At 57.1% G+C, this 24,083-nt stretch carries 21 protein-coding genes and 1 tRNA gene; 17 read left to right on the top strand and 5 right to left on the bottom strand.

Annotated elements, in window-relative coordinates; all coding sequences use genetic code 11:
- The first annotated feature begins 48 nt into the window (after positions 1-48).
- The 3 genes from J3P75_RS12980 to J3P75_RS12970 all read left to right on the top strand — a co-directional run bounded on the left by J3P75_RS12980 (position 49) and on the right by J3P75_RS12970 (position 2,475).
- The gene (locus tag J3P75_RS12980; protein ID WP_434710941.1) at positions 49-408 is read left to right on the top strand and encodes a DUF3302 domain-containing protein; all 360 of its coding nucleotides are present in this window, start codon (positions 49-51) and stop codon (positions 406-408) included.
- A 5-nt stretch (positions 409-413) separates the two neighbouring features.
- Positions 414-1,373 carry an HlyD family secretion protein gene (locus J3P75_RS12975; RefSeq protein ID WP_434710939.1) on the top strand — a complete coding sequence of 320 codons (960 nt, stop codon included), beginning with the start codon at positions 414-416 and terminating at the stop codon, positions 1,371-1,373.
- Between the two features lie 61 nt (positions 1,374-1,434).
- On the top strand, positions 1,435-2,475 hold the full coding sequence (locus tag J3P75_RS12970; protein ID WP_434598358.1) for an FUSC family protein: 1,041 nt from the start codon (positions 1,435-1,437) through the stop codon (positions 2,473-2,475).
- 2 nt (positions 2,476-2,477) lie between these two features.
- Here the strand turns inward: J3P75_RS12970 and J3P75_RS12965 are convergent, their stop codons facing one another.
- Complete coding sequence (locus J3P75_RS12965) at positions 2,478-3,371, bottom strand: DMT family transporter (RefSeq protein ID WP_434710937.1); 894 nt, start codon at positions 3,369-3,371, stop codon at positions 2,478-2,480.
- Between the two features lie 149 nt (positions 3,372-3,520).
- On the opposite strand from J3P75_RS12965, the gene J3P75_RS12960 reads away from it, so the two are divergent.
- Together J3P75_RS12960 and J3P75_RS12955 are read left to right on the top strand one after the other, a co-directional pair.
- Positions 3,521-3,958 (top strand): Lrp/AsnC family transcriptional regulator, encoded by a 438-nt coding sequence (locus J3P75_RS12960; RefSeq protein WP_434710935.1) that lies wholly within the window; start codon positions 3,521-3,523, stop codon positions 3,956-3,958.
- A gap of 58 nt (positions 3,959-4,016) precedes the next feature.
- Positions 4,017-4,346, top strand: a complete 330-nt coding sequence (locus tag J3P75_RS12955) for a YceK/YidQ family lipoprotein (protein ID WP_434597940.1) — start codon at positions 4,017-4,019, stop codon at positions 4,344-4,346.
- 67 nt (positions 4,347-4,413) lie between these two features.
- Here J3P75_RS12955 and J3P75_RS12950 read toward each other — a convergent pair whose 3' ends face one another.
- Positions 4,414-5,085, bottom strand: a complete 672-nt coding sequence (locus J3P75_RS12950) for a Bax inhibitor-1/YccA family protein (RefSeq protein ID WP_008006561.1) — start codon at positions 5,083-5,085, stop codon at positions 4,414-4,416.
- Between the two features lie 122 nt (positions 5,086-5,207).
- Here J3P75_RS12950 and J3P75_RS12945 point away from each other — a divergent pair.
- From J3P75_RS12945 to J3P75_RS12925, 5 genes are all read left to right on the top strand, one after another.
- Positions 5,208-5,295: transfer RNA gene (locus tag J3P75_RS12945), tRNA-Ser, on the top strand.
- Between the two features lie 739 nt (positions 5,296-6,034).
- A complete protein-coding gene (locus tag J3P75_RS12940; protein ID WP_007949952.1) occupies positions 6,035-6,550 on the top strand; it encodes an Hcp family type VI secretion system effector in 516 nt (171 codons plus the stop codon).
- Between the two features lie 132 nt (positions 6,551-6,682).
- A complete protein-coding gene (tssI, locus tag J3P75_RS12935) occupies positions 6,683-8,758 on the top strand; it encodes a type VI secretion system tip protein TssI/VgrG (protein WP_434710933.1) in 2,076 nt (691 codons plus the stop codon).
- Positions 8,755-9,588 carry a DUF4123 domain-containing protein gene (locus J3P75_RS12930; RefSeq protein WP_434710931.1) on the top strand — a complete coding sequence of 278 codons (834 nt, stop codon included), beginning with the start codon at positions 8,755-8,757 and terminating at the stop codon, positions 9,586-9,588. The genes tssI and J3P75_RS12930 overlap by 4 nt, the downstream gene beginning before the upstream one ends.
- A 19-nt stretch (positions 9,589-9,607) precedes the next feature.
- Complete coding sequence (locus J3P75_RS12925; RefSeq protein ID WP_434710929.1) at positions 9,608-12,112, top strand: LysM peptidoglycan-binding domain-containing protein; 2,505 nt, start codon at positions 9,608-9,610, stop codon at positions 12,110-12,112.
- Positions 12,113-12,145: 33 nt separating this feature from the next.
- On the opposite strand, the gene J3P75_RS12920 is transcribed toward J3P75_RS12925, so the two are convergent.
- Entirely contained in the window at positions 12,146-13,141 is a 996-nt protein-coding gene (locus J3P75_RS12920) for a formylglycine-generating enzyme family protein (RefSeq protein WP_434710928.1), read from the bottom strand.
- 322 nt (positions 13,142-13,463) lie between these two features.
- Here J3P75_RS12920 and J3P75_RS12915 point away from each other — a divergent pair, with 322 nt between their 5' ends.
- Positions 13,464-14,642, top strand: coding sequence for a hypothetical protein (locus tag J3P75_RS12915; protein ID WP_434710926.1), 1,179 nt, complete (start codon positions 13,464-13,466; stop codon positions 14,640-14,642).
- Between the two features lie 35 nt (positions 14,643-14,677).
- Here J3P75_RS12915 and J3P75_RS12910 read toward each other — a convergent pair whose 3' ends face one another.
- The gene (locus J3P75_RS12910) at positions 14,678-15,670 is read right to left on the bottom strand and encodes a formylglycine-generating enzyme family protein (RefSeq protein WP_434710924.1); all 993 of its coding nucleotides are present in this window, start codon (positions 15,668-15,670) and stop codon (positions 14,678-14,680) included.
- A 404-nt stretch (positions 15,671-16,074) separates the two neighbouring features.
- On the opposite strand from J3P75_RS12910, the gene J3P75_RS12905 reads away from it, so the two are divergent.
- The 5 genes from J3P75_RS12905 to J3P75_RS12885 all read left to right on the top strand — a co-directional run bounded on the left by J3P75_RS12905 (position 16,075) and on the right by J3P75_RS12885 (position 21,266).
- Positions 16,075-16,815: a response regulator gene (locus J3P75_RS12905; RefSeq protein WP_434710922.1), complete on the top strand. Its 741-nt coding sequence runs from the start codon at positions 16,075-16,077 to the stop codon at positions 16,813-16,815.
- Complete coding sequence (locus tag J3P75_RS12900; RefSeq protein WP_434710920.1) at positions 16,812-18,125, top strand: ATP-binding protein; 1,314 nt, start codon at positions 16,812-16,814, stop codon at positions 18,123-18,125. The genes J3P75_RS12905 and J3P75_RS12900 overlap by 4 nt, the downstream gene beginning before the upstream one ends.
- Positions 18,126-18,408: 283 nt before the next feature.
- Positions 18,409-19,224, top strand: coding sequence for an alpha/beta fold hydrolase (locus tag J3P75_RS12895; protein WP_434710918.1), 816 nt, complete (start codon positions 18,409-18,411; stop codon positions 19,222-19,224).
- Positions 19,225-19,440: 216 nt separating this feature from the next.
- Positions 19,441-20,880 (top strand): ATPase domain-containing protein, encoded by a 1,440-nt coding sequence (locus J3P75_RS12890; RefSeq protein ID WP_434710916.1) that lies wholly within the window; start codon positions 19,441-19,443, stop codon positions 20,878-20,880.
- Between the two features lie 23 nt (positions 20,881-20,903).
- Positions 20,904-21,266 carry a response regulator gene (locus J3P75_RS12885; RefSeq protein ID WP_434710914.1) on the top strand — a complete coding sequence of 121 codons (363 nt, stop codon included), beginning with the start codon at positions 20,904-20,906 and terminating at the stop codon, positions 21,264-21,266.
- A 165-nt stretch (positions 21,267-21,431) separates the two neighbouring features.
- Here the strand turns inward: J3P75_RS12885 and J3P75_RS12880 are convergent, their stop codons facing one another.
- Positions 21,432-23,063, bottom strand: coding sequence for a sensor domain-containing diguanylate cyclase (locus tag J3P75_RS12880; RefSeq protein ID WP_434710912.1), 1,632 nt, complete (start codon positions 23,061-23,063; stop codon positions 21,432-21,434).
- Between the two features lie 232 nt (positions 23,064-23,295).
- On the opposite strand from J3P75_RS12880, the gene J3P75_RS12875 reads away from it, so the two are divergent.
- Positions 23,296-24,054, top strand: a complete 759-nt coding sequence (locus tag J3P75_RS12875; RefSeq protein WP_434710910.1) for an SDR family oxidoreductase — start codon at positions 23,296-23,298, stop codon at positions 24,052-24,054.
- The last annotated feature ends 29 nt before the right edge of the window (positions 24,055-24,083 follow it).

Below are 24,083 nucleotides of genomic sequence, written 5' to 3'. Positions count from 1 at the left end.
AGTGTCTACACTGATGCCAGCACTGTGCTGGATGCCGGGAACTGGATCATGCTCGATTACTTCGCGTTAGGCGTGTTGGTGTTTGTTGGGCTTGTGCTGTTCTACGGGATCATCGTCCTGCACGACATTCCCTATGAAATCGCCGTGCACCGGAATCACCCGCATCAGGATGCGATCCACGCCACTGGCTGGGTCAGTCTGTTCACGTTGCATGCGCTCTGGCCCTTTTTGTGGATCTGGGCGATGGCCTATCGTGAAGATCGCGGCTGGGGTTTTGGTGACGGCAAGTCGGTACAAAACCATGTCACGCGTCTGGAACAACAAGTGGTCGAGTTGCAAGGGCGCCTTGAGCGACTTGAAGCGCTGACGCCCACTGCCACGCCCACCCCGCACAACCGGGAGGGCTGAGCCTCATGGACCTGCTGCTGATCCTCACGTATGCCGCGTTCTGCGTCGCCCTGTTCAAGATCTTCCGCATCCCGCTGAACAAATGGACGGTGCCCACGGCCGTGCTCGGCGGCATTCTGCTGATCGGCGCGCTGATTTTCACCATGAACTACAACCATCCCTACTCGGAGGTGGCACGAACTTACTTCGTGTCCGTGCCGGTGATCCCGGTCGTCAGCGGCCAGGTGATCGACGTGCCGGTGAAGGGTAACGAGACGCTGGAAAAGGGCGATGTGCTGTTTCGCATCGACCCCACGCCTTTTGCAAACCGGGTGAAATCGCTGAAGGCGCAATTGGTTGCGGCCAAGGGGGATCGCTATCGCATCACCGAACTGATCCGCCGCAGCTTCGGTACCCAGCGTGAACTGGACGCCGCCATTGCCCGCACCGACGATCTGCAGGCGCAACTGGATAACGCGCAATTCGAACTGGACAACACCACCGTTCGCGCGCCGAGCAAAGGCTTTGTCACCCACGTTTCGTTACGCCCAGGCATGATGGCAAGCAAGTTGCCGTTGCGCCCGTCGATGGTGTTCATTCCCGAGGAAGGCCAGTATTTTGCCGCGTGGATGCGCCAGAACAGCCTGCTGCGCCTGACCGTCGGAGACGAAGCGGAAGTGGCGTTCGATGGTATTCCCGGCAAGGTCTTCGCCGGGCGGGTGAAAAATGTCATCGGCGTGATTGCCGAAGGTCAGGTGCAACCGTCCGGCACGCTGATCGGCTACACCGGTTCACCGCCGGCCGGACGGGTGCCGGTGATCATTGAAATCACCGATCCGGCCTTCGCCCAGTACAGCAAAATGATGCCCGGCGGCGCTTATGGGCAGGCCGCGTTGTACAGTCAGCACTTCCATCATATCGGTGCGATGCGCAAAATCCTCCTGCGTATGGCAGCATGGATGAATTACATTTTCCCGTTCCACTGATCTGAACCGAGATGACGAGAGGCTTGCACTGAGTACTTACAGCACCCATCGACTTCCACCCATGCTGCGCCGGGTCTTGCGCCCCTTGCTGGACCCATATCGCCGTTACCGCCACGCCCGCCTGATCCACGCTGTGCGCGTGGCCCTTGGATTGCTGGCGACGATTCTGCTGACCACCGGGATCAACCTGCCCCACGGCGAATGGGCCTCGGTGACCATGCTGGTGGTGATCGGCGGCCTGCAGCACCACGGCAACATCGGCAAAAAAGCCGCCGAGCGCGCCACCGGCACGCTGATCGGCGCCGCGGTCGGGCTGGCGCTGGTGGCGCAGCATGCGTGGCTGGGGATGCCATGGCTGACCTATTTTGCGATGGCGGTGGTCTGCGGATTTTTCTCCTATCACGCCATCGGCAAGGGTGGTTACACCGCCCTCCTCTCGGCGATTACCGTATTCATCGTCGCCGGGCATGGCGACAACCCGATCACCGATGGTTTGTGGCGCGGCGTCGATATTCTCATCGGCATCGCCCTCGCCCTGGCCTTCTCGTTCGCCCTGCCGCTGTACGCAGTGTATTCGTGGCGCTACAACCTCGCCGATGCGCTGCGCGACTGCGCCACGGTGTACGGACGCATCATCAGCGGCCAGCCAGTCAGTGCCGACGAACATTTGCGGTTGATGAGCCGCCTCGGCGCGGTGATGGTGCAGTTGCGCTCGCTGATGCCGTCGGTGTCCAAGGAAGTGAAGATTTCCATGACCGAACTCGATGCGATCCAGCGCAACCTGCGCATGTGCATCAGTACGTTGGAAATCCTTGGCAACACCCGACCGGATGCCAACGACCCAGAGGCCATGGCGCATTTGCAATCAGCGCTGAAGGCCGAGCATCGGCAGATTCGCGTGCAACTGATCGGCATGGCCCGCGCCTTGAAAAGCGGCGCGACGAGTCGACTCGACAGGCCGCTGGAGTTGCCGGAGGCCAACCTCGAGGCGCCGGTCTACAGCGCACTGGACGGTTATCGCTTGTTGACCCGGCAACTGGCGGCCAACATCGGCGAGATGCGCCAGCGCCTGGCGAAATCCGCCCCGCGCTGGAACATCTGAGTTTACTGCGCGGCCAGTCGCCGCGCTTTGAACCCCCAGCCTTGCTGCATGCCGGCGGCGGCCAGCAGAATCGCGGCCACGCCGAGCCATTGCAGGATTTCCAGGCGATGGCCGAAGGCGAACCAATCAATCAGGATCGCCGCGATCGGGTAGATAAAGGACAAAGCGCCGGTCAATGCGGTCGGCAATTTCTGAATCGCGCCGTACAGCAGCACATACATCAAACCGGTATGGACGATGCCCAAGGTCACCAGACTTGCCCAGGCACTGGGCGCTTGCGGCAACGCGCTGAAATGCGCGAACGGCGCCAGCAGCAGAACCCCGGTGCACACCTGAATCAGCGCAATCAGATGCGGCGGCGTGCCGGTCAGGCGCTTGATGATCAGTGCGGCAATCGCATACAGCAACGCCGCGCCCAAGGCCAACGCGATGCCCTGCAGATAGTCGTTGCCACTCTCGCCTTGCGTGCCGTGGGCACTGACGATGGCCAGCATGCCCATGAACGAAATCGCCAGCCAGAACAGCTTTTGCACGGTGATCTTTTCGCCGAGAAACAACGCCGCCAAGCCGACCAGCATGAACGGCTGCACGTTGTACACCGCTGTGCCGATGGCGATCGACGCACGAGAGTAAGAGGCAAACAACAGCACCCAGTTGCCGACAATCGCCACGCCGCTGAGCACCGCGAGCAAGAAAGTGCCGCGGGTCAGAATACCCGGGCGCAGGAAACCGAACGCTGCGCAGATCAACAGCAACGTGCCGGCGCCGAACACGCAACGCCAGAACACCACGTCGAGCACCGGTTGCCCGGAAACCAATACAAACCAGCCGATGGTGCCTGATATCAGCATGGCGGCGGTCATTTCCAGCGAGCCGCGACGCAAGGTTGTGTCCATGTTCATTCTCCCGAAGGGTTGGCGAAAGCATGGCAAAAGTATGCCAAGCGCGCCGGGCGCCGCTCCAGCGCAAAAGACAGGCTAAACTGGGGATCTGCCTTTTTTATCGAGGGTCATTCGTTGAAATGGCCTAATAGCGGAGTTGGCCCATGACTGACGATATCGATCAGGTCCTTATCACTGCCTTGATGGAAGACTCGCGCCGCTCGCTCAAGGCGTTGGCGCAGATCAGCGGATTGTCCTCGCCCAGCGTCGCCGAGCGCTTGCGCCGCCTCGAAGAACGCGGCGTGCTCAAGAGCTACACCGTCGAGATCGACCCGAAGCATTTTGGCTATCAGTTGCAGGCGATCGTCCGGGTGCGGCCGTTGCCGGGGCAGTTGCAGGAGGTGGAGCGGCAAATTCTGTCGATCCCTGAGTTCACCGAGTGCGACAAGGTCACCGGCGAAGACTGCTTTATTGCGCGCTTGCATGTGCGTTCGATGGAACAGCTGGACACCCTCCTCGATCGGCTCAATACCCTGGCGGAAACCAACACGGCGATCGTCAAGAAGACCCCGGTCAAGCGCCGCTTGCCGCCGATGGCCTAGATGCTTTCTGCCGTTGTTCGGGGTAGATTGTGTTTTTTCGCGGCTAAGGACTGGCGCTATGAAAATTCAGGCAATGCTGCTCGCAGCCATACTGCTCGGCGGTTGCGGCACGATTCAGACGGTGGCACGTAACGATCAAGCCGCTGTGGATGGGCTAAAGGAACAAAAAAGTTATTGCGGCGCAGTGCCGAGAATCTATAGCGGCCTCGCCTATGACTTCTGCACGCTGAACGCTCCGTTGGCCGCGGGCATTGACCCTGATGAGCACCGTAACGCGGCCATTCCGGTGGTACTGGTGGACGCCGTGGTCTCCGGCGCGCTGGATACCCTGCTGCTGCCTTACACGATCTATCGCCAGCAAGTGGATGGCAGCATCGTCATCAACTGAGCCGGCACTTTCCCGCAGACAACAAAAAACCCGCCGAAGCGGGTTTTTCGTTATTACATCATTGCTATCAGTCGTCGCGGCTCATGATGCCGAACAGTTGCAGCAGGCTGACGAACAGGTTGTAGATCGATACATACAGGCTGATGGTCGCCATGATGTAGTTGCGCTCGCCGCCGTGGATGATGGCGCTGGTCTGGAACAGGATGCACACCGACGAGAACAGCACGAAACCTGCGCTGATCGCCAGTTGCAGGCCGCTGATCTGGAAGAAGAAGCTCGCCAGCGTGGCACCCAGCAACACGAAGAAACCGGCAGTGATGAAACCACCCAGGAAGCTCATGTCCTTGCGGGTGATCAGCACGTAGGCCGACAGACCACCGAACACCAGTGCGGTCATCGCGAACGCCGAGCTGACCACTTCAGCGCCGCCCTGCATGCCCAGGTAACGGTTGAGGATCGGGCCGAGCAGGAAACCCATGAAACCGGTCAACGCGAAGGCCGACACCAGGCCCCACGCGGAGTCACGGAGTTTGTTGGTGAGGAAGAACAGCCCGTAGAAGCCGATCAGCACCACGAAGATATTCGGGTAGCCGACTCGCATCTGCTGCGCGACAAAAGCCATCACGCCGCTGAATGCGAGGGTGAGCGCCAGTAGGCCGTAAGTGTTGCGCAGGACGCGGCTAACCTCTAGCTGCTCAGCCTGCACGCTGTTATTAACTGCGTAATCCTGTTCGCGCATGGCGACACTCCTGTTGGTTTGAAACGTTCAGTCGCAAAGATCATAACAGACGCTCTGTAACAAGCCATGCAGAGAGTTTGACAGTGTGTTTCATTCAGGTATTATGGCGCCCGCAACGCAACGGAGGTGTGGCCGAGTGGTTTAAGGCAACGGTCTTGAAAACCGTCGACTGTAACAGGTCCATGAGTTCGAATCCCATCGCCTCCGCCATATTCTGTACCGACAAAGCCCTGATTATTCAGGGCTTTGTTGTTTCTTGGACTCGTGATTTGGAGTTATCTTTCTCTGAATCATTTCGACCATTTCCGCCCCCTTCCTCCCGCTCTGATATCGCTGGTTCACCTTCGACACATAGCGTCTGCCTTCAACAGGCAGCTTGCGACCAAAGCCAGACGTCCATCAATAAGCGCATTCGACCCATGGCAGACATCAGTTCAGGGGCAACGGGTATAGATGAGCCAGGCTATGAAAGCCGCTAAGAGAGAACAGTATCAAGCCTCCAACGGCGACTGCCCAACCCGGGCAAAACCACTTTCTCCTTTGAAATGACCGCCACTCAGCGAGCCCAGCACATAAACGCCAATGCGGTGAGATACCACTCCCAAGATGAAGTCCATTTGATTCATAAATTGCTTAACATGGCCTACACCCAACTGCGCAAGAAGTTGCGCAGTTGGTCGTAATATTTCAGCGGGGAAATCCTCTGCAGAGCACGCCATGCAAGGCCTGCAGCCAAGTGCGCAAGAAGTTGCGCAGTACTGCGCAACTTCTTGCGCACTTTCTTCTGATTTCCACGCTGAAAACCGCCCCGAGAGATCCCCAACCACCGCTCCGCTCCCGCCGCCCGGGCACTTCAGAAAACCTGGCACGCTCCTTGATAACAGTCAGGCACCCACCGGGCGATTTCGCCTCCCGGGCACCTTAAATTTATCCGCAAGGAGAGCACCCCATGGCAACACCAGCGTACATGTCGGTTACCGGCGAAAAACAAGGCCTGATCACTGCAGGCGCATTCACCGCTGACTCCGTAGGCAACACCTACCAGGAAGGCCACGAAGACCAGGTCATGGTTCAGGCTTTCACCCACGACGTGATCATCCCGCGTGACCCGCAATCCGGTCAGCCAACCGGTCAGCGCGTTCACAAGCCAGTTGTGATCACCAAGGTCTACGACAAGGCTTCGCCACTGCTGCAAGCAGCACTGACTTCCGGCGAGCGCATGAGCGAAATCGTTATCCAGTGGTACCGCACTTCGGCGCAAGGCACCCAAGAGCACTACTACACCACCAAACTGGAAGACGCGATCATCGTCGCCATCAACAACAAAATGCACAACTGCCAGGATCCAGGCAACGCGCACTTCACCCACCTGGAAGAAGTGCAGTTCACCTACCGCAAAATCACCTGGACCCACGAAGTATCCGGTACTTCGGGTTCCGATGACTGGCGTGCTCCAGTCGTTTAATTACGGCTGATCGTTATAAGCATCGGCCAGCTCTGCTGGTCGATGTTGTTTACGCCCCTCCAGAATTTCGCGTACGTTGACCCGCTTTTGCGGGCGTCGACGAGCGCCGCTGTACAGCACGAGGAACAAGGGATGTTCGCGCCGGCCAATGAAACCCACTTTGCCCTGACCATCGAAGGTCTTTCCGCTGATTTCCAGGTGTTTACCCTCACCGGTCGGGAAGCCATCAGCCAGCCTTTTGTCTTCGAGGTGGAGCTGGTCAGTGAGCAGCCGGCGCTGGACCTCGAAACCCTGCTGCACAAACCGGCCTTTTTGCAGCTGTCGCCTGACGGCAGCGGCATTCATGGCCAGATCTACCGCGCCGCGCAAGGCGATTCGGGCAAGCGCCTGACCCGTTACTCGGTGACTTTGCGCCCGCAACTGTCCTACCTCGCGCACCGCATCAACCAGCGCATCTTCCAGAACCTCAGCGTGCCGAAAATCATCGGCATGGTCCTCGAAGAGCACGGCATCCAAAGCAATGCCTACGAATTCAAGACCGGCTCGATCTATCCCGAACGCATCTACTGCGTGCAGTACGACGAATCGGACCTTCATTTCATTCAGCGCCTGTGCGAAGAAGAGGGCATTCACTACCACTTCCAGCACAGCGCCACGGCGCACAAACTGGTGTTCGGCGATGACCAGACGGTGTTCCCGAAACTCAAGCCGGTGGCCTACCAGCAAGATTCCGGCATGGTCGCCAGCGATCCGGTGATCAAGCGCTTCGACCTGCGACTGGAAACCCGCACCAGCCGCACCACGCGCCGCGATTACGACTTCGAAAAACCGCGCCTGACCCTGGAAAGCGAAAACCGTGGCGACGCCCTGCCCGACCTCGAAGACTACGATTACCCGGGCCGTTTCATCGATCGTGAACGCGGCAAACACCTGGCCAAACGCGCCCTCGAACGCCATCGCAGCGACTTCCAGCTCGCCGAAGGCAAGAGCGATCAGCCATTGCTCGTCAGCGGTCACTTCCTCGCCCTGGCCGAACACCCTAAGCCTAAGTGGAATGATCTGTGGCTGCTCACCGAAGTCCTGCACGAAGGCAAACAGCCGCAGGTGCTCGAAGAGTCGGTGACCAGCGACACCACCGCGCTGAAAGACGATTTCCACCAAGGCTACCGCAACCGTTTCCAGGCCACGCCGTGGGACGTACCCAATCGCCCACCGCTGCGCCACCCGAAACCGCGCATCCTCGGCAGCCAGAGCGCCGTGGTCACCGGCCCGAAAGGCGAAGAAATCCACTGCGACGAATACGGCCGCGTCAAAGTCCAGTTCCACTGGGACCGCGAAGGCCAGGCTGACGACAAGACCAGTTGCTGGCTGCGCGTCTCCAGCGCCTGGGCCGGCGCCCAGTACGGCGGCATCGCCATCCCGCGCATCGGCATGGAAGTGCTGGTCACCTTCCTTGAAGGCGACCCCGATCAACCGCTGATCAGCGGCTGCCTGTACCACAAGGAAAACACCGTCCCGTACACCCTGCCGGCGAACAAGACCCGCAGCACCTTCAAGACCCTCAGCTCGATGGGCGGTGGCGGCTACAACGAACTGCGCATCGAAGACAAGAAAGGTCAGGAGCAGATCTACCTGCACGCCCAGCGTGACTGGGACGAAAACATCGAGCACGACCAGAAAATCCGCGTCGGCAACGAACGCCACGACACCGTCGAGCAAAACAGCTACAGCGAATTCAAGGCCGAAGAACACCACACCGTCTACGCCGACCGCAAAGTCGAAACCCGCGCCAACGACCACCTCACCGTCGGCGTCAACCAGCACATCAAGATCGGCACCGGCCAGTTCATCGATGCAGGCCAGGAAATCCACCTGAGCAGCGGCATGAAAGTGGTCATGGAAGCCGGCGCAGAACTGACCCTGGTCGGCGGCGGCAGCTTCATCAAGATCGACGCCGGCGGCGTAACCATGAGCGGCCCGGTGATCAACATGAACTCCGGCGGCAGCCCCGGCGTTGGTACGGGCGCCGCGCCGTTGATGCCCGGCGTGCTGAAACAGGCGGATGCCGACAAGGCTGGCCAGGTAGTGAAACCTTCTCTCGGTTCGTTCAAGGCTCAGTCCAAGGCGGGCGTCTTGCTGCCCACTCCGTCATGTCATCTGGATGCGAGCGGTCATTGCCCGATCCACCAACCCGGTGCGTCGGCATGATTAAATCTATTGAATCGCCTTTCAAACAATCCGCGACGACAGGCGCAATATGCCTGATCCTTGATCGAAGCTTTGATGCGGATCTGCTCAGTCACTTGTTCCAGAGTGACGAACAGTTCCGACCCAGCTGCCTTCCGCTATTCACCAACACGCCCTACGCAGACTTGCAATCAGCAGGTCCATACGTCGTTCTGTATCCGCAAAAGCAAACGGTTGCACCCTACGCCAGCGCTTTGCTGGAGCAGTCTGATGCGGGTTGCGTCGCCTGGTTAAGCGACCCTGCGTTGCTGGATCAGGGCGTGGAACACTGGCGGAGCCTGCTAACCGTGCGCACCGATGAAGAACCGCAACAGATGATGCGTTTCTTCGACCCTCGCTGGCTCGAACCGTTGCTGCTTTCGCTGGACGAATCAGAAAAGGTGCAGTTTATGGGCCCGTTCAGCGCGCTCGCATGGCGCAACGAGATTGGCTGGCGCGTCTACGCAAAACCTTTTCATAGCCCGCCAACCTCTAACCAGCCACCAACATGGCTTTACCTGGGCGAAGAACGTCAGGCATTGATCGAACAGGGCCGGCTGAGAGTCATCGCGACTCGCTTCGCGGAAGATTACCGCGAGGTTCTGCCCACGGATGACAGCGTCGAGTTCGTTCACCGCCAGCTAATAGCTGCAAAAGACAAGGGCTACGAGCAAATGGCCGATCAGGAGCGCTGGCTTCGCGTGTCTATCCAGCGTGGCGACCGTTTCTGGAAACACGCGCCGGCCGCCGACCTGCTCGCGCGTGATGACGTAGCGCTGGGCGACAAGCTGACTCAACTGGAAAGCCTGTGAATCACAAGGACGATGAGCAATGAGCACCACCTACACCGTTAAGAGCGGCGACACTCTTGGCAGCATTGCCGCCGCCAATAAATGCTCCGTGGCAGATCTGCGAGCGCTGAATCCGATTATCACCGACCCCAATCACATCAAGGCTGGATGGACGTTGCAACTGCCGGCAGCCAAGGTTTTGCCGCCGCCGAAACACGCCGAGAACAAGAGCACCACAGCCGTCAAAGGCGCAGTTGAATGCAAGGATGAATTGGTCGATGTCATCCACATCACAGGCGACGAGCACTTTTACGTGCTGACGGAAAAAGAATCGAAAGAGCTACAGAAGCAATCCGACCTCGTCAAAAAACTCATGGACGAGCTGCACCAGAATCTCGCCAAGGCGACCGAAGCCAAGCTATGCGCCAAAACCAGGAATCCGCAAGCCAGTTGCACCTGCACCCGCTGCGTCAAGGATGCCTGGAACGCCAAGGCTGAAGAAGCCGGCCTGCTGCAGCGCTCGCCTCCGGTTGTAGAAAAACCGAAAGCTGTCATCGAGCGAAAGGAAGACTTGCAGGGCCAATTGGCCACCGTACAAAAGGCCCGCGACTGGTACCAGCGTTACACGCCGCAGCCGGCTTTCGAAGGCAACTACCTGGAAACCAACTGGGAAAGCCTTCGCGCGAAAAAAGTCGCAGAACTGAACGCCGAGATCCAATCGCTGCGCTCGCGAATCGCCGCGCAGGGCAAAGCCGAAGCCGGCGACAGCTCTACGAGTGCCAACGGTGCGGCACCGGATCTCAAGCACGGCAAAGGCAAAGGCACCGAGACGCAGAAAGGCAAGCAGGTCAAAACCGGCATTACCGTTGTTGAGTACATTTCCTTCAGCGACCCGACCCGACGCCACTACATTCCGGTTCGCACGCGAGAAGAACTCACCTGGCGAGTCAAAGTGCCAACCACGGTGATGCGTGGTAAACCGCTTGATAAAAATCTCGCCAAGGATTTGATCAAGGACATCCGCACCGCCGTCAGCGATGGACGTAAAACCAGCCCGCTGGGAAGTCTTGAGGCTAAGTTCACCTCATGGACGAGCAAGGACGACAATCTGCTCAACGCTCTGCATAAGGAATGCTCTTGGACCTCCAACGAGGCTGACTCGGCCAGGTACGCGGTATCGGCCGAAGCCCACGCTTTCCGATTCGCCGCTACGGCCAGCGCCGGGATCAACAGTTGGGAACCGGGCAAGGGCAACGTCGAAGTCGGCGTCAAAGCCAGTGCCGCAATCTCGCTGGCCGAAGGCTCGATTGCATTGAAGAGCTACTTCCCCGACCAGGGCGGTTACGTGGTGCGTATGCCGTACCGCAACGCCGAAGGCAAGGAAGTCGTCAGTGACATCGGCATCTTCCGTCTCGACGGCAAAGTCGAGTTGTCGTGTTTCGCTGGCGCCACCGCCCAAGGTCAGGCCGGCGTCAAAGCCCAATACAAACCCAAGGAAGTCGAAGCCTCTGGCGCAACAGCATTGCTAAGCCCGCCCGACATGGCGGTCGACAAAAAACGCGGCGGCAGCCTGGGGTTGAAAGGCAACGCCTTCGCCGGCGTACAAGGCGGAGGCACGGTCACCGGAACATTGAAATGGCTTGATTCGACCAAGCAAGGGGTCGGCAAGATCGTCGCTGGACAGGCTAACGATAGTGGTAGTACGGACTGGTCGAGCCTGGTCGAGATCAAGGCCGAAGGAAACGCGGCGCTGGGTATTGGGGCTAGTTTTGATTTTGGGATTGAGATCAGCGCGGATCGTTTAGCGATCAATTGTAAAGCCAGCTTGGTATTTGGTCCTGGCGCAGGGGGTGGGTTTGGTACCTCGGTGGACCTGGAGAAAATTGGCGATCTCATTTATGTATTTTGCAATGCACTATCAAAGGCCGATTTTCATTACCAGCTAGCAGTAACTAAAGAAGCCTTTCAATACATGGCGGCGGGCCTATTTAAAATCGCAACTAACCCAGGACAATCTGTCACCGAGGCGTTTGAAGGTGGTTTCAGCAAGATGTCGTTATGGTGGAAAAGGCGCGAAGCCACAAAACAAGAAGCCCAACGCCTCGCCAAATATTTACTGAGAAATCAATCGATTAGCATCAATAGGAAAACCATACCGTTGCAGATGCTGCCACCCGAGACAATCGGCCCCATGCTTCACTTGCTAACTGAAAGCTTTATAGAGTCATGGGCAGAGGATCAAGAAAGAGCAATAGTGCTTCTACTTTCGCATTTACGCAGCTGGAAACATTTCACTGAAGTGCTGGAACACTGCTCTAAAGACGGCAGCAAAGTTAATGCCATAGACAGCCTGAACAGGTTGAACTCTTTACTTGACGGCACAGAGCAACAACAATTTAACCGTTTCATCGGAACGTTAGCGGTCAATATTGATTCAACGGCACCAGCATACGAAAAAATTGCATGGATGCCTGGTATAGCTTGGCGCAAGGAGCGAACTCTGATAGCAGCCAGGCTTAGCAATCACTTCAACGGTCTGGCTTGAAAAAAGGCGCCAAGAGCGCCTTTTTATTTATCATTATCTAAGCGGTTTTCCGGTTTGGACCGCACAACGGAATCCAGTTCCGGGATAGTAGGCATCTTGGTCTGGATTATCAGGCCAGCGTCTAACAATCGGTGCCGCTGACAAAGGCGCCTCCGGATAATTGGAGCCCCGTCTCACTTTCTGTGTTCCGGATTCAGGCCCTTGCGGATCATCAATGGGAGATTTTCTATAATAATCTCTATCGTACCAATCATTTACCCAGTCGGTCGCATTGCCAGACAAATTAAAGATACCCAAGGGGTTTGGTGGAAAACGGTCAACCGCAAACGTTCCCCCTTCACCTTCAACGGGGAAGTTCGTACCGAAATTCAGGCTTCCGTTGCTCGTTGGAAAAAGTATATGTAATCCGCGATTACGTGCGGAGAACTCCCATTGGGCTTCAGTCGGAAGATCTACCGGATAGCCACTCAAATCGCCCAACCACTTACAAAAATCTTTCGCCTCCTGCCAGTGCTTTGTCGGTGCTGGCAGCTTGGGAGCGTACATACTCTTTAAATCCGCTCTTTCGCGATACTTGGAATCGAAGATCACTCTGCCTTGGGAAGTAAAAAACAAATCAAACTCGCCAATATTAGTTTGATACTTAGAAATGTAATACGAACTCAATTTAACCGGATGTACAAAATCATCATTACCGTCACGACTGATATTACAAAGCTGCTCCGGCTCCTGCCCACAAGGCCAAGTACAAACATCTTTTTCATCGTATTCACAAATCCAGCCAAAGTCGCCCATATCAAACTGGCCACCTTCGACAAAGACCATGTTGTCAATCGACTGAACTACGGTATTGAGAACCTTGTCACGAAGCTCGGCAGAAAGATCAGGGTATATTGCCTTGACTGTCGCTGCGATGGAGGCCACCTTTTCAGGCGACAAGTTTTTGCTAGCCGGCAGCGGACCCGATTCAGCATCACAGCCGACCAAGAGCATCAAGGCAGGAAGGGCAAGCACAAACTGACGTAACACGGGCAATATCCTTATAAAGGTTCGTCAAAGGTCAAACATACCATCGCGCGCCAAGACTACAAAATTACGAATCCTTCAGCCTGCTTCAAACACCCGGGATAGATATGCTTTTGGACCTCCGCCGAGGCTGACTCGGCAAAAGACGCCGCATCCGCCCAAGCCCACGCTTTCCGCTTTCCGCTTCGCTGCCAAGGCCAGCGCCGGGATCAACAGTTGGGAACCGGGCAAGGGCAACGTCAAAGCCAGTGCCGCGATCTCGCTGGCCGAAGGCTCGATTGCACTGAAGAGCTACTTTCCCGACCAGGGCGGTTACGTGGTGCGTATGCCGTACCGCAACGCCGAAGGCAAGGAAGTCGTCAGTGACATCGGCATCTTCCGTCTCGACGGCAAAGTCGAGCTGTCGTGTTTCGCTGGCGCCACTGCCCAAGGTCAAGCCGGCGTCAAAGCTCAATACAAACCCAAGGAAGTCGAAGCCTCTGGTGCAACAGCATTGCTAAGCCCGCCCGACATGGCGGTCGACAAGAAACGCGGCGGCAGCCTGGGGTTGAAAGGCAACGCCTTCGCCGGCGTACAAGGCGGAGGCACGGTCACCGGAACATTGAAATGGCTTGATTCGACCAAGCAAGGGGTCGGCAAGATCGTCGCAGGACAGGCTAACGATAGTGGTAGTACGGACTGGTCGAGCCTGGTCGAGATCAAGGCCGAAGGAAACGCGGCGCTGGGTATTGGAGCTAGTTTTGATTTTGGGATTGAGATCAACGCGGATCGTTTAGCGATCAATTGTAAAGCCAGCTTGGTATTTGGTCCTGGCGCTGGGGGCGGGTTTGGTACCTCGGTGGACCTAGAGAAAATTGGCGATCTGATTTATGTCTTTTGCAATGCTTTATCCAAAGCTGACTTCCATTACCAGTTGGGGGTAACAAAAGATGCATTCAACTATATCGCACAAGGCCTTTTCAAAGTGGCGACGCAGCCAGGCAAAGCGTTTGAAGAAGGTTTTAGAAAAACAGGACTATGGTGGGAAGATAGACAAGCAACAAAAAAAGAAGCTACAGGCCTTGCCAGTTATTTCATTTCCAATCAGTCCGTGAACGTTAATGGCAAAAAAATTCTGCTGCAAATGCTTCCACCGGAAACCATTGGCCCGATGTTACATCTGTTGACCGAGAGCTTCGTGGAAAGCTGGGCGGAGGATCAGGAAAAAGCAATCGTACTGTTGTTATCCCACTTGCGCAGCTGGCGACACTTCATCGAAGTTTTAGAACACTGCTCCAATAATGGAAGCAAGGTCGATGCCATGGTAAGTCTGAATCGCTTAAATATGCTTCTGGACGGTGCAGAGCAGCAGCAATTTAACCGCTTCATAAAGACCTTAGCCGTTAACACTGATTCGTCGGCGTTGGACTATGGAACACTTGCATGGAATCCCGGACAATCTTGGCGAAAAGAACGGACGCTTCTCGCAGCAAAACGAAGTAATCAATTTGATGGCCTCGCTTAAGCAAAGGTGCCAGTGGCACCTTCGCAAAACCAGCCTCAAAGTTTTCCAGCAGCTTGTACGGAGCACCGGAAGCCAGTGCCCGGATAGTAGGCGTCTTGCTGTGGGTTATCAGGCCAGCGTCGAACAACGGAAGCAGCGGACATGGGGCCCTCAGGATAATAGGAACCGCGTTTAACTTTGTAGATTCCAGTTTCTGGTCCCTGTGGATTTTCCGTTGAAGAATATCGATAGTAGTCTTCGCCGTACCAATCGTTAACCCAATCAGTGGCATTTCCTGCCAATCCATAGACTCCCAATGGGTTGGGAGGGAATTGATCGATTGGAAACGTTCGCCCCCCTCCTTCATTTGGATAATTTTTTCCAAAGTCCAAACTACCCGTATCGGTAGGAAAAAGGACGTGCTTTCCACCATTTCTAGCTACAAATTCCCACTGCGCTTCTGTAGGTAAATCGATAGGGTACCCGCTGAGTTCGGCCAGCCACACGCAATAGTCTTTCGCCTCTTGCCAACTTTTGGTGAAAGCGGGCAAGTCCGGTTGATAGCGAAATTCTAAGTCCTTTCTTTTGCGCTTTTCGGAGTCGAAAAGCGGCATCCCCTTTGCCTTAAAAAATAGATCAAAGTCCCTCAATGACACTTGATATTTTGAAAAATAAAAATTACTCAATTTAACGGAATGAACGAAGTCATCATTACCATCGCTGCTGATATTACAAAGCTGCTCAGGCTCCTGCCCACAAGGCCAAGTACAAACATCTTTTTCATCGTATTCACAAATCCATCCAAAGTCGCCCATATCAAACTGGCCACCTTCGACGAAGACCATGTTGTCAATCGACTGAACTACGGTATTGAGTACCTTGTTACGAAGCTCGGCAGAAAGATCAGGGTATTTCGATTCTACGGTCGCTGCGATGGAGGCCACCTTTTCAGGCGTCAGGTTTTTGCTAGCCGGCAGTGGACCCGATTCAGCATCACAGCCGACCAAGAGTATCAAGGCAGGAAGGGCAAGCACAAACTGACGTAACACGGGCAATATCCTTATAGAGGTTCGTCAAAGGCCAAACATACCATCGCGCGACGAGACTACAAAATTACGAATCCGTCATCCCTTCACTGACGATGGTCAGGAAATCCACCTCAGCAGCGGCGTGAAAGTGGTCATGGAAAATTCCGCCCCCACCAATCCGCCAACTCGCATTCAAAATGCGGCCGCACCCGATCGTGCTCAAACAAGAAACCGCCCCCGCCCCCCTAAAAAACTGGACTGCCATCAGCGTTTAAAGGCGTAATACGCCCGCTATAAATCCGCGACCTCCGTTGTTGCCGTTGGCGCCTCGCCGCACTTGTGCCGTTCGCGTACGGGCCCCTTCCGACGGGCAATCGGGTATCGCCAGGCCGCGCAATCGTTGCGCTCATTTTGGAGAGCAGGGAATGGAACATGTCGATCATGTGTTGATCGTGGATGATGATCGCGAGATCAGGGAACTGGTTGGCAACTACCTCAACAAGAATGGTCTGCGCACCACCGTGGTTGCGGATGGCCGTCAGATGCGGGCGTTTCTGGAAACCAACAAGGTGGATCTGATCGTACTCGACATCATGATGCCGGGCGATGATGGGCTGCTGCTGTGCCGTGAACTTCGCGTCGGCAAGCACAAGGCCACGCCGATGCTGATGTTGACCGCGCGCAGCGACGAGACCGATCGCATCATTGGTCTGGAAATGGGCGCCGACGATTACCTGGCCAAACCTTTCGCTGCCCGCGAACTGCTCGCACGTATCAATGCCGTTCTGCGTCGTACGCGCATGCTGCCGCCCAACTTTGTGGTCAGTGAAAGTGGCCGAAAACTCAAGTTCGGGCGTTGGCGCCTCGACACCACCGCTCGCCATCTGCTCGATGAAGACGATACGCTCGTCTCGTTGAGCGGCGCCGAGTACAGGCTGCTGCGGGTGTTTCTCGATCATCCGCAGCGGGTACTGAGCCGTGACCAATTGCTCAACCTGACCCAGGGCCGTGACGCTGACATGTTCGACCGGTCGATCGATTTGCTGGTCAGCCGCGTACGTCAGCGGTTGCTCGATGACGCGCGCGAACCGCTCTACTTGAAGACCGTGCGCAATGAAGGCTACGTCTTTACCTATGCGGTCGAAGTGCTTGAGGAGCAAGCATGAAGTTCGCCTTGCAATGGCCTCGCACGCTGGCATCGCGGCTGTGGCTGGTGTTCCTTGTCGGCCTGATACTCGCGCAGTCGCTGATGTTTGCCGCCCAGTATTACGAACGCTACGAAAGCACCAAGACGGCCATGCTGGGCAATTTCGAACACGACACCGCGACCTCCATCGCCATCCTTAACCGTTTGCCTGCCGCTGAGCGTCCGGCGTGGACCAAGCGCTTGCAGCGGCGCAACTACGACTATCTGCTGCGCGAGCATGATGCCGGCAGTCCGCTGACCTCGAATGATCTGGCCGGGACTGCGGCGCAATCACTGCAAGTCGCCCTGGGCCGTGACTATGCGCTGACCTTTGTGGAAATCCCGGACTCACGCCCGCATTTTCAGGCGCAGCTGCGACTGTCTGACGGTAGCCCGGTCACCATCGACGTGCGCCCTTCTGTCAGGCCGTTGTCGCCCTGGTTGCCCTTCGCCCTGTTGGCTCAGTTGGTGTTGATGATCGGCTGCACCTGGCTTGCCGTGCGCATCGCGATACGCCCCCTCAGCCGTCTGGCCGAGGCAGTGGAGAACCTTGATCCGAACGCGCATCCGATGCATCTGGATGAGAGTGGCCCGCGTGAAGTGGCCTATGCCGCCCGAGCCTTCAACAGCATGCAGGCGCGGATCGCCGCTTACCTTAAAGAGCGCATGCAACTGCTGGCGGCGATTTCCCATGACCTGCAGACGCCCATCACGCGCATGAAGCTGCGCGCCGAGTTCATGGAGGATTCGGCAGAGAAAGACAAACTGGGCAACGACCTCAACGAAATCGAGCATCTGGTGCGCGAGGGTGTCGCCTATGCTCGCAGTGTTCATGGCGCGACCGAGGCCAGTTGCCGCGTCAATCTGGACGCCTTTCTCGACAGCCTGGTTTGTGACTATCAGGACACCGGTCGAGAGGTCAGCCTGAGCGACAAGAACGGCGCGGTCATCGAAACCAGACCGCATGCCCTGCGCCGTATTCTGGTGAACCTGGTGGACAACGCGCTGAAGTACGCTGGCACCGCCGAAGTGCAAGTCAGTACAAACGCAGGCACCGGCGTTTCGATCAGTGTGCTGGACCGCGGCCAAGGGATTCCTGAAGAGGTTCTGGCAGACGTGGTCAAGCCGTTCTATCGAGTGGAAAACTCACGCAGCCGCAGCACAGGTGGCACCGGTCTGGGCCTGGCCATCGCTCAGCAACTGGCCATCGCAATTGGTGGTTCACTGACGTTGCGCAACCGCGACGGTGGCGGTCTTTGCGTCACCCTCGACATCGGCGTCCATCCCTAGCCCGCGCGGGCTGTACGTCGACGACGGCCGCTATCGGCCTGGGACAGTGGCTGGCATTTGTAAGCCACTGTATCCAGCGCCTCTACATACTCAAAACAACGCATAACTGCCGGTTATCCAACATAGCCGGTACACATGCCCCTGCAAGAATTCTCTCCATCGACTCGCCACCGGATCCCCGAACGGCGAGCCCGACAATGCATTTTTCAGCGGCAGTCATTCCGATTGCCAGAAAAACCAAGTGTTCTCCAGCCGTCTCCAACCAATGAAAAAAGGAATGATCATGCGCAATCTCAAATCGCTTTTGGCTGTCACCATCACCGCTGCATTGGCACTGACCTCTGCGTATAGCACGGCTGCCGTTGAACCCGGCGCTGCCAAGCCGACAGTCGTTCTGGTACATGGTGCGTTCGCCGAATCGTCCAGCTGGAATGGAGTTGCCGCTCAGTTGCTGAAACAGGGCTATCCAGTCGTTGCCGCGGCAAACCCATTGCGTGGCGTCAAGCAGGACTCGGATTATGTCGCCGATATTGTCGAGCATACGGCCGGTCCGGTAATCCTCGTTGGCCATTCCTACGGTGGCTCGGTGATCACCAACGCGGTTCACGACAACCCGAAAGTCAAAGCGCTTGTCTATGTCGCGGCCTTTGCCCCGGACAAGGGCGAAACCGCTATCGAGCTGTCCGGTCGCTACCCGGGAGGCACCCTGGGGCCCACCCTCGCCGCCCCGGTGCTACTGAAGGACGGCAATAAGGATCTCTACATTCAGCAGGACAAATTCGGTCAGCAATTTGCCGCCGATGTACCCGCCGCCGAGTCGGCACTGATGGCCGCCACGCAACGGCCGATCAGCGAGGCTGCGTTGAAGGAAGCGTCTGGCGAACCGGCGTGGAAAAAACTGCCGTCGTGGTTCATCTACGGTTCGGCGGACAAGAACATTCCCGAGGCGGCGCTGAAGTTCATGGCCGATCGCGCGGGTTCGAAAAAGACCGTGACCGTTCAGGGTGCGTCCCATGTGGTGATGACGTCCAACCCGCAGAAAGTCACCGCGCTGATCATTGAAGCGGCCCAGGCCAGCGCCACCGAATCATCGCACTAAACGATACGGTCGCCCGAAAGCGGGGCTTGCTCAAAAGGTTGTTGCTTCGACAAGAAACGGATCCGGCGCAGCGCGTCGGGTCTGTTCCTGCTTGAACGCGCAGCGGAACTTCCAGCGCTACTTTTCCCTCAACCGCAATGGCCTCCAGATGGAAATGACGTTAGCATTTCATTCATCCGGCTTAACAAGCCTGTTTCTTCAGATCAGGGTCGCATTGTGGAAAAGCTAAAACGCCTTCAGAGCGGAATCGAAGGGCTCGACGCGCTGCTTCAGGGAGGCCTGGTCGCGGGTGCTTCATACATCATTCAGGGGCGTCCGGGCTCGGGCAAAACCATCCTCGCCAATCAGCTGGGGTTCCATCATGCCCGCAACGGCGGTCGCGTTCTGGTCGCCACGTTGCTGGCCGAGTCGCATGACCGGCTGTTCCAGTTTCTGTCGACGATGAGTTTTTTCGACGCTTCTCGAGTGGGTGCAGAAATACAATTCGTCAGCGCATTCGATACGCTGGAGAACGAAGGTCTCGACCAGGTCGTAAAACTGCTCAGGCGCGAAATCAGCCGGCAGAAAGCCACGGTCATGGTGGTCGACGGTTTGCTCAATGCGCGCTCCAAAGCCGACTCCCCCATCGACACGAAAAAATTCATTTCCGAACTGCAAGGCCACGCGGCGTTCGCCGGTTGCACCGTGCTGTTTCTCACCAGCTCGCGCCTTGACGACGGCAGCCCCGAACACACGATGGTCGACGGCGTCATCGAAATGGGCGAAGAACTGTTCGGTACCCGCTCGGTGCGACGTATTCACTTGCGCAAGACCCGCGGCAGCGGCGCATTGACGGGTCTCCACGAGTGTGAAATTACCGATGACGGCCTGGTCGTCTATCCACGCCTAGAAAGCCTCTATAAGCGGCCTTCCGCCCCGGACAGCGCCGACATGACGCGCATTCCCAGCGGCATTGCGTCCCTGGATCAGATCCTCGGCGGAGGACTGTATAGCTCCAGCGTGTCGCTGGTCATGGGCCCTTCCGGGATCGGAAAAACCACCCTGGGCCTGAAGTTTCTGGCGCAGTCGACACCCGATGCGCCGGGCCTGCATTTCGGCTTCTATGAAAGCCCGCAGCGCCTGCGCCTGAAAGGCCAATCGCTCGGCATCAACATTGAAGACATGGAACACAGCGGTGCGCTGAGCATTGCCTGGCAACCGACCACCGAGGGTTTGCTGGATGGCCTCGGCGCGCGACTGCTGAGCATCGTCGATGAAAAAGGCATCAAGCGCTTGTTCATCGATAGCCTGAGCGGCATGACCAGGGTTTCCACCACCCCGGAACGCATCACCGACTTCTACAGTGCGCTGATGAACGAGCTGCGATCCAGAGGCGTGACGGTGTTCGCCTCGTGGGAGATGCGCGATTTGTTCGGCTCCGAGGTGAGCTCACCGAACTCTGACCTGTCCAGTATTGTCGACAACCTGATCCTCATGCGTTTCTTTGAGCATCACGCTGAACTTCGCAGGACGCTTTCCATTCTTAAGGTACGCGATAGCGCCTATGACCCATCGCGGTTCGAGGTGCTTATCCGTGAACAAGATGTGTTCCTGGAAAAGGCTTTGAGAAATGAACCTTCAGCCTCAGCTGAGTCATTGCCTGGTTCAATATCGTAAGTCTTCGAGCGGGTTGAAATAACATGACCACCATCCTGGTAGTCGACGACGAGTATCTGATTGCTGACATCCTTGGCTTTGCGCTTGAGGATGAAGGCTTCATGACGGTGACCGCGAGCAATGGCAAGAAAGCGCTCGACGTGCTGGAGAGAGAACGGCCAGCGCTGGTCATCACTGATTTCATGATGCCGGTCATGGACGGCCTCGAGTTCGCCAAAGCCGTGCGCGCTCAGCCCTCCGTCAAACATTTGCCGATCATTCTGATGAGTGGCGCGCAGGCGCATATCGGCATGCAGCGCTCGGACCTGTTCGATGTGGTAGTTGCCAAGCCTTTTGACATTGCCGAGATTGTGACGCAGGTAAAGAAGCTGTTGGCGACGGAGTAGCCGCGCGGATGGCGAGGCAGCGGCGATATTTCGGCCTGCTGTTGATGGCCGCAATCCGCCGATCCAGTCCTGCAATAAAGCCCGCAAAGCGGGCTTTTTCATGCACGCAGCAATAGCGCACGTTCTATAGGCAGCGCAAGCCTGGATGAACCGTTTTGACATGAGCTATTCGCAGCATCTGGATGGGCAGAATTCCACCCGGTTGCGCCCGCCCTGCTTGGCCCGGTACAGGCATTCGTCAGCTTTCTTGAGAACCACTTCTGCGGTGGTTGGCAGGTGTTCACAGGTTGCCACGCCGATCGAAGCGGTAATGTGTCCCACCGTTGGAATATCGCATGTGGCGATGGCCTGACGAATCCGTTCCGCGATAGCACTGGCAGAATCGATATCGGTTTCCGGCAGGATCAGTAAGAACTCCTCTCCTCCCGCTCGACAGGCAAGATCGCCCGCACGGGAATGGCTTTGCATGATTTGCGCGACCTGTTTTATCGCCAGGTCGCCCTTGTCGTGACCGAAGGTGTCGTTGACCCGTTTGAAATGGTCGATGTCCAGCGACAGCACCGAATACGTCCGGCCGGCACGCTCCAGGCCGCGCAATTCCTCGTCCATGGCCCTGCGATTGGCCAGACCGGTCATGGGATCGGCAAACGCCTGCTGACTCAGGCGGCCCAGCTTCGCTTGCAACAACTGCACACCGGCAAGCATCGCCTGGCGGATGGAAAACGCCTCGCGGTACCAGGCCTTCACGTGGTGGAGTTGCTCAGTCGCCTGCGGCGCCGACAACTGTCGGGCGATAAGCGAGAGCTGGTTCAACGGCCGACAGATCAGCAAAGTGCCAAGCCAGATCAGCACAAAGCCGATCACAGCAGCAGGCACCATTCCCCGCAAAACATCGCGCATCAATGTCTCCAGCGGCGCCAGACTGATCTCCCGTGGCTGCTGCGCAACCACAGCCCAGCCGGCGCCCGGTACCTGCGCGTATCCGGCGAGCATCGGCACGCCTTTATAGTTGCGTACGGTCATCGAGCCGCTTTCGCCCCGTAACGCTGCGTCCACGGTTTTGCTCCAACCCAGCGTGTCGCCGATGCGCGACGCGTCAGGGTGAAAGAGCAACTGACGGTCCTGATCGGCGACAAAGGCAAAGGTACCTTCGTGATGAAAGTGACGACTGATCAAGGTGTGCAGCGCGTTGTCCTCGCGCAGATAAACCGAGCCGCCGATGATGCCCACATAACGATTGGCAGCGTCATAAACGGGTTCGGAAATGAACACGACGAGATTGCCCGCCGACGACGTGTAAGCCGAGCTTATAAAGGAACGCTTCGCCTCGATGGCGTTGCGAATGGCATTCGAGTGCAGGGTCGAACCATTGATTTGCAGAGCGTCCGGGTACGCCACCAGCACCTTGGCATTGCTATCGACAATGGCGATCGAGTTGAAATCGGCATCCTGTTTTTGCAGACGAAGCGCTTCGGCACGCATGACAATGGGATCACCCCACGCTTTGCCCAACTCATCGGCGCCAAAACGCAGATGGCTCTGCGCCGAATGAATAAATTCAGACAGGCTCGAAGCGACCTTTGCGGCATAGGCACTGTTCGATTGCAGCGCGTGGTCCAGCAACGCATCGCGCTGCACGCGGTAGGCGGTGATCAGACTGTTGCCCAACGTTGCCAGAACAGACAGCAACACGAGGGCGAGTATCAGCCAGCGCAAGTTCAGCACGGCCACGGGTTGCCGCGCGCCCAGCGTCTCGTCGCTGACTGGCTGATTCGGAGTGTCCGTTCTGTCGCTCATGGTCTGCCCTGACACGTCTGTTTTTCGAATGGGTTTTGCAAGCGGCCCAGCGAGTATAAGCGCTCGGGCACGGGACATGATTTTTTCATCGGTTCAACCGAACGCTCGCGGACGCCCCCACAAAACTGAACAACCAACGTGCATTTCTGGCAGTCCCGCCCGCCCCTGACTCCTCTCACAATGGCCGCCACTGTGGTTACACGCATCCACACCCAGGACCGAGGGGTCAGTTATGTCAGGTAAATTCGCTAATCAGGTTGCAGTCGTTACCGGTGCTTCCACCGGGATTGGCTTTGCAATCGCGCAGGGGTTGATTGCCGAGGGTGCGAAACGGGTCTACATCACTGGCCGCTCTGCAACCACGCTGGAGGCGGCAGTCGCGAGGCTCGGCGATAAGGCCGTCGCGGTCATTTCCGATGTCGCCCGGCAGGCTGATCTGGGCAAGCTGAAAGCGACGATTGAAGACCACGACGATCAGTTGGACGCGGTGTTTGCCAACGCGGGTATTTGTGAAAAGAACCCGCTTGGCGAAACCACCGAAGCGGCTTACTTCAAGCTGTTCGACATAAATGTGAAGGGGGTGTTTTTTACGGTTCAGACGATGTTGCCGTTGATGAAAAATGGCGCGTCGATCGTCCTGACGGCTTCTATCTGTTCCAGCAATGGCATGGAAGGCCTGAGCCTGTATAACGCGTCCAAGGCTGCGGTGCGCTCCTTCGCCCGGACCTGGGCCAACGAACTCAAAGGTCGCAAGATCCGCGCAAATGTCCTCAGCCCTGGATTCACCCGCACGCCGCTGATGGATAACGGCTTGAACATGAGCGAAAGCGACATTGCCGCGCTGCGCCAGCATGTCGAGCAGATCACGCCACTGGGGTATATGGCCGAACCTGAAGAAATAGCTTCGTCGGCACTGTTCCTTGCTTCGGCCGACGCCAAATATGTCAACGGTGTAGAACTGATGGTCGACGGTGGCCTGTCGCAGATCTGAACACTCTTTTGCATAAACCCAAACGCTTG

Source organism: Pseudomonas sp. R1-1 (assembly GCF_051132135.1).
GTDB lineage: Bacteria > Pseudomonadota > Gammaproteobacteria > Pseudomonadales > Pseudomonadaceae > Aquipseudomonas.
The sequence above is the reverse complement of the archived record's forward strand: the minus strand, read 5'-3'. Positions and strand labels throughout refer to the sequence as shown.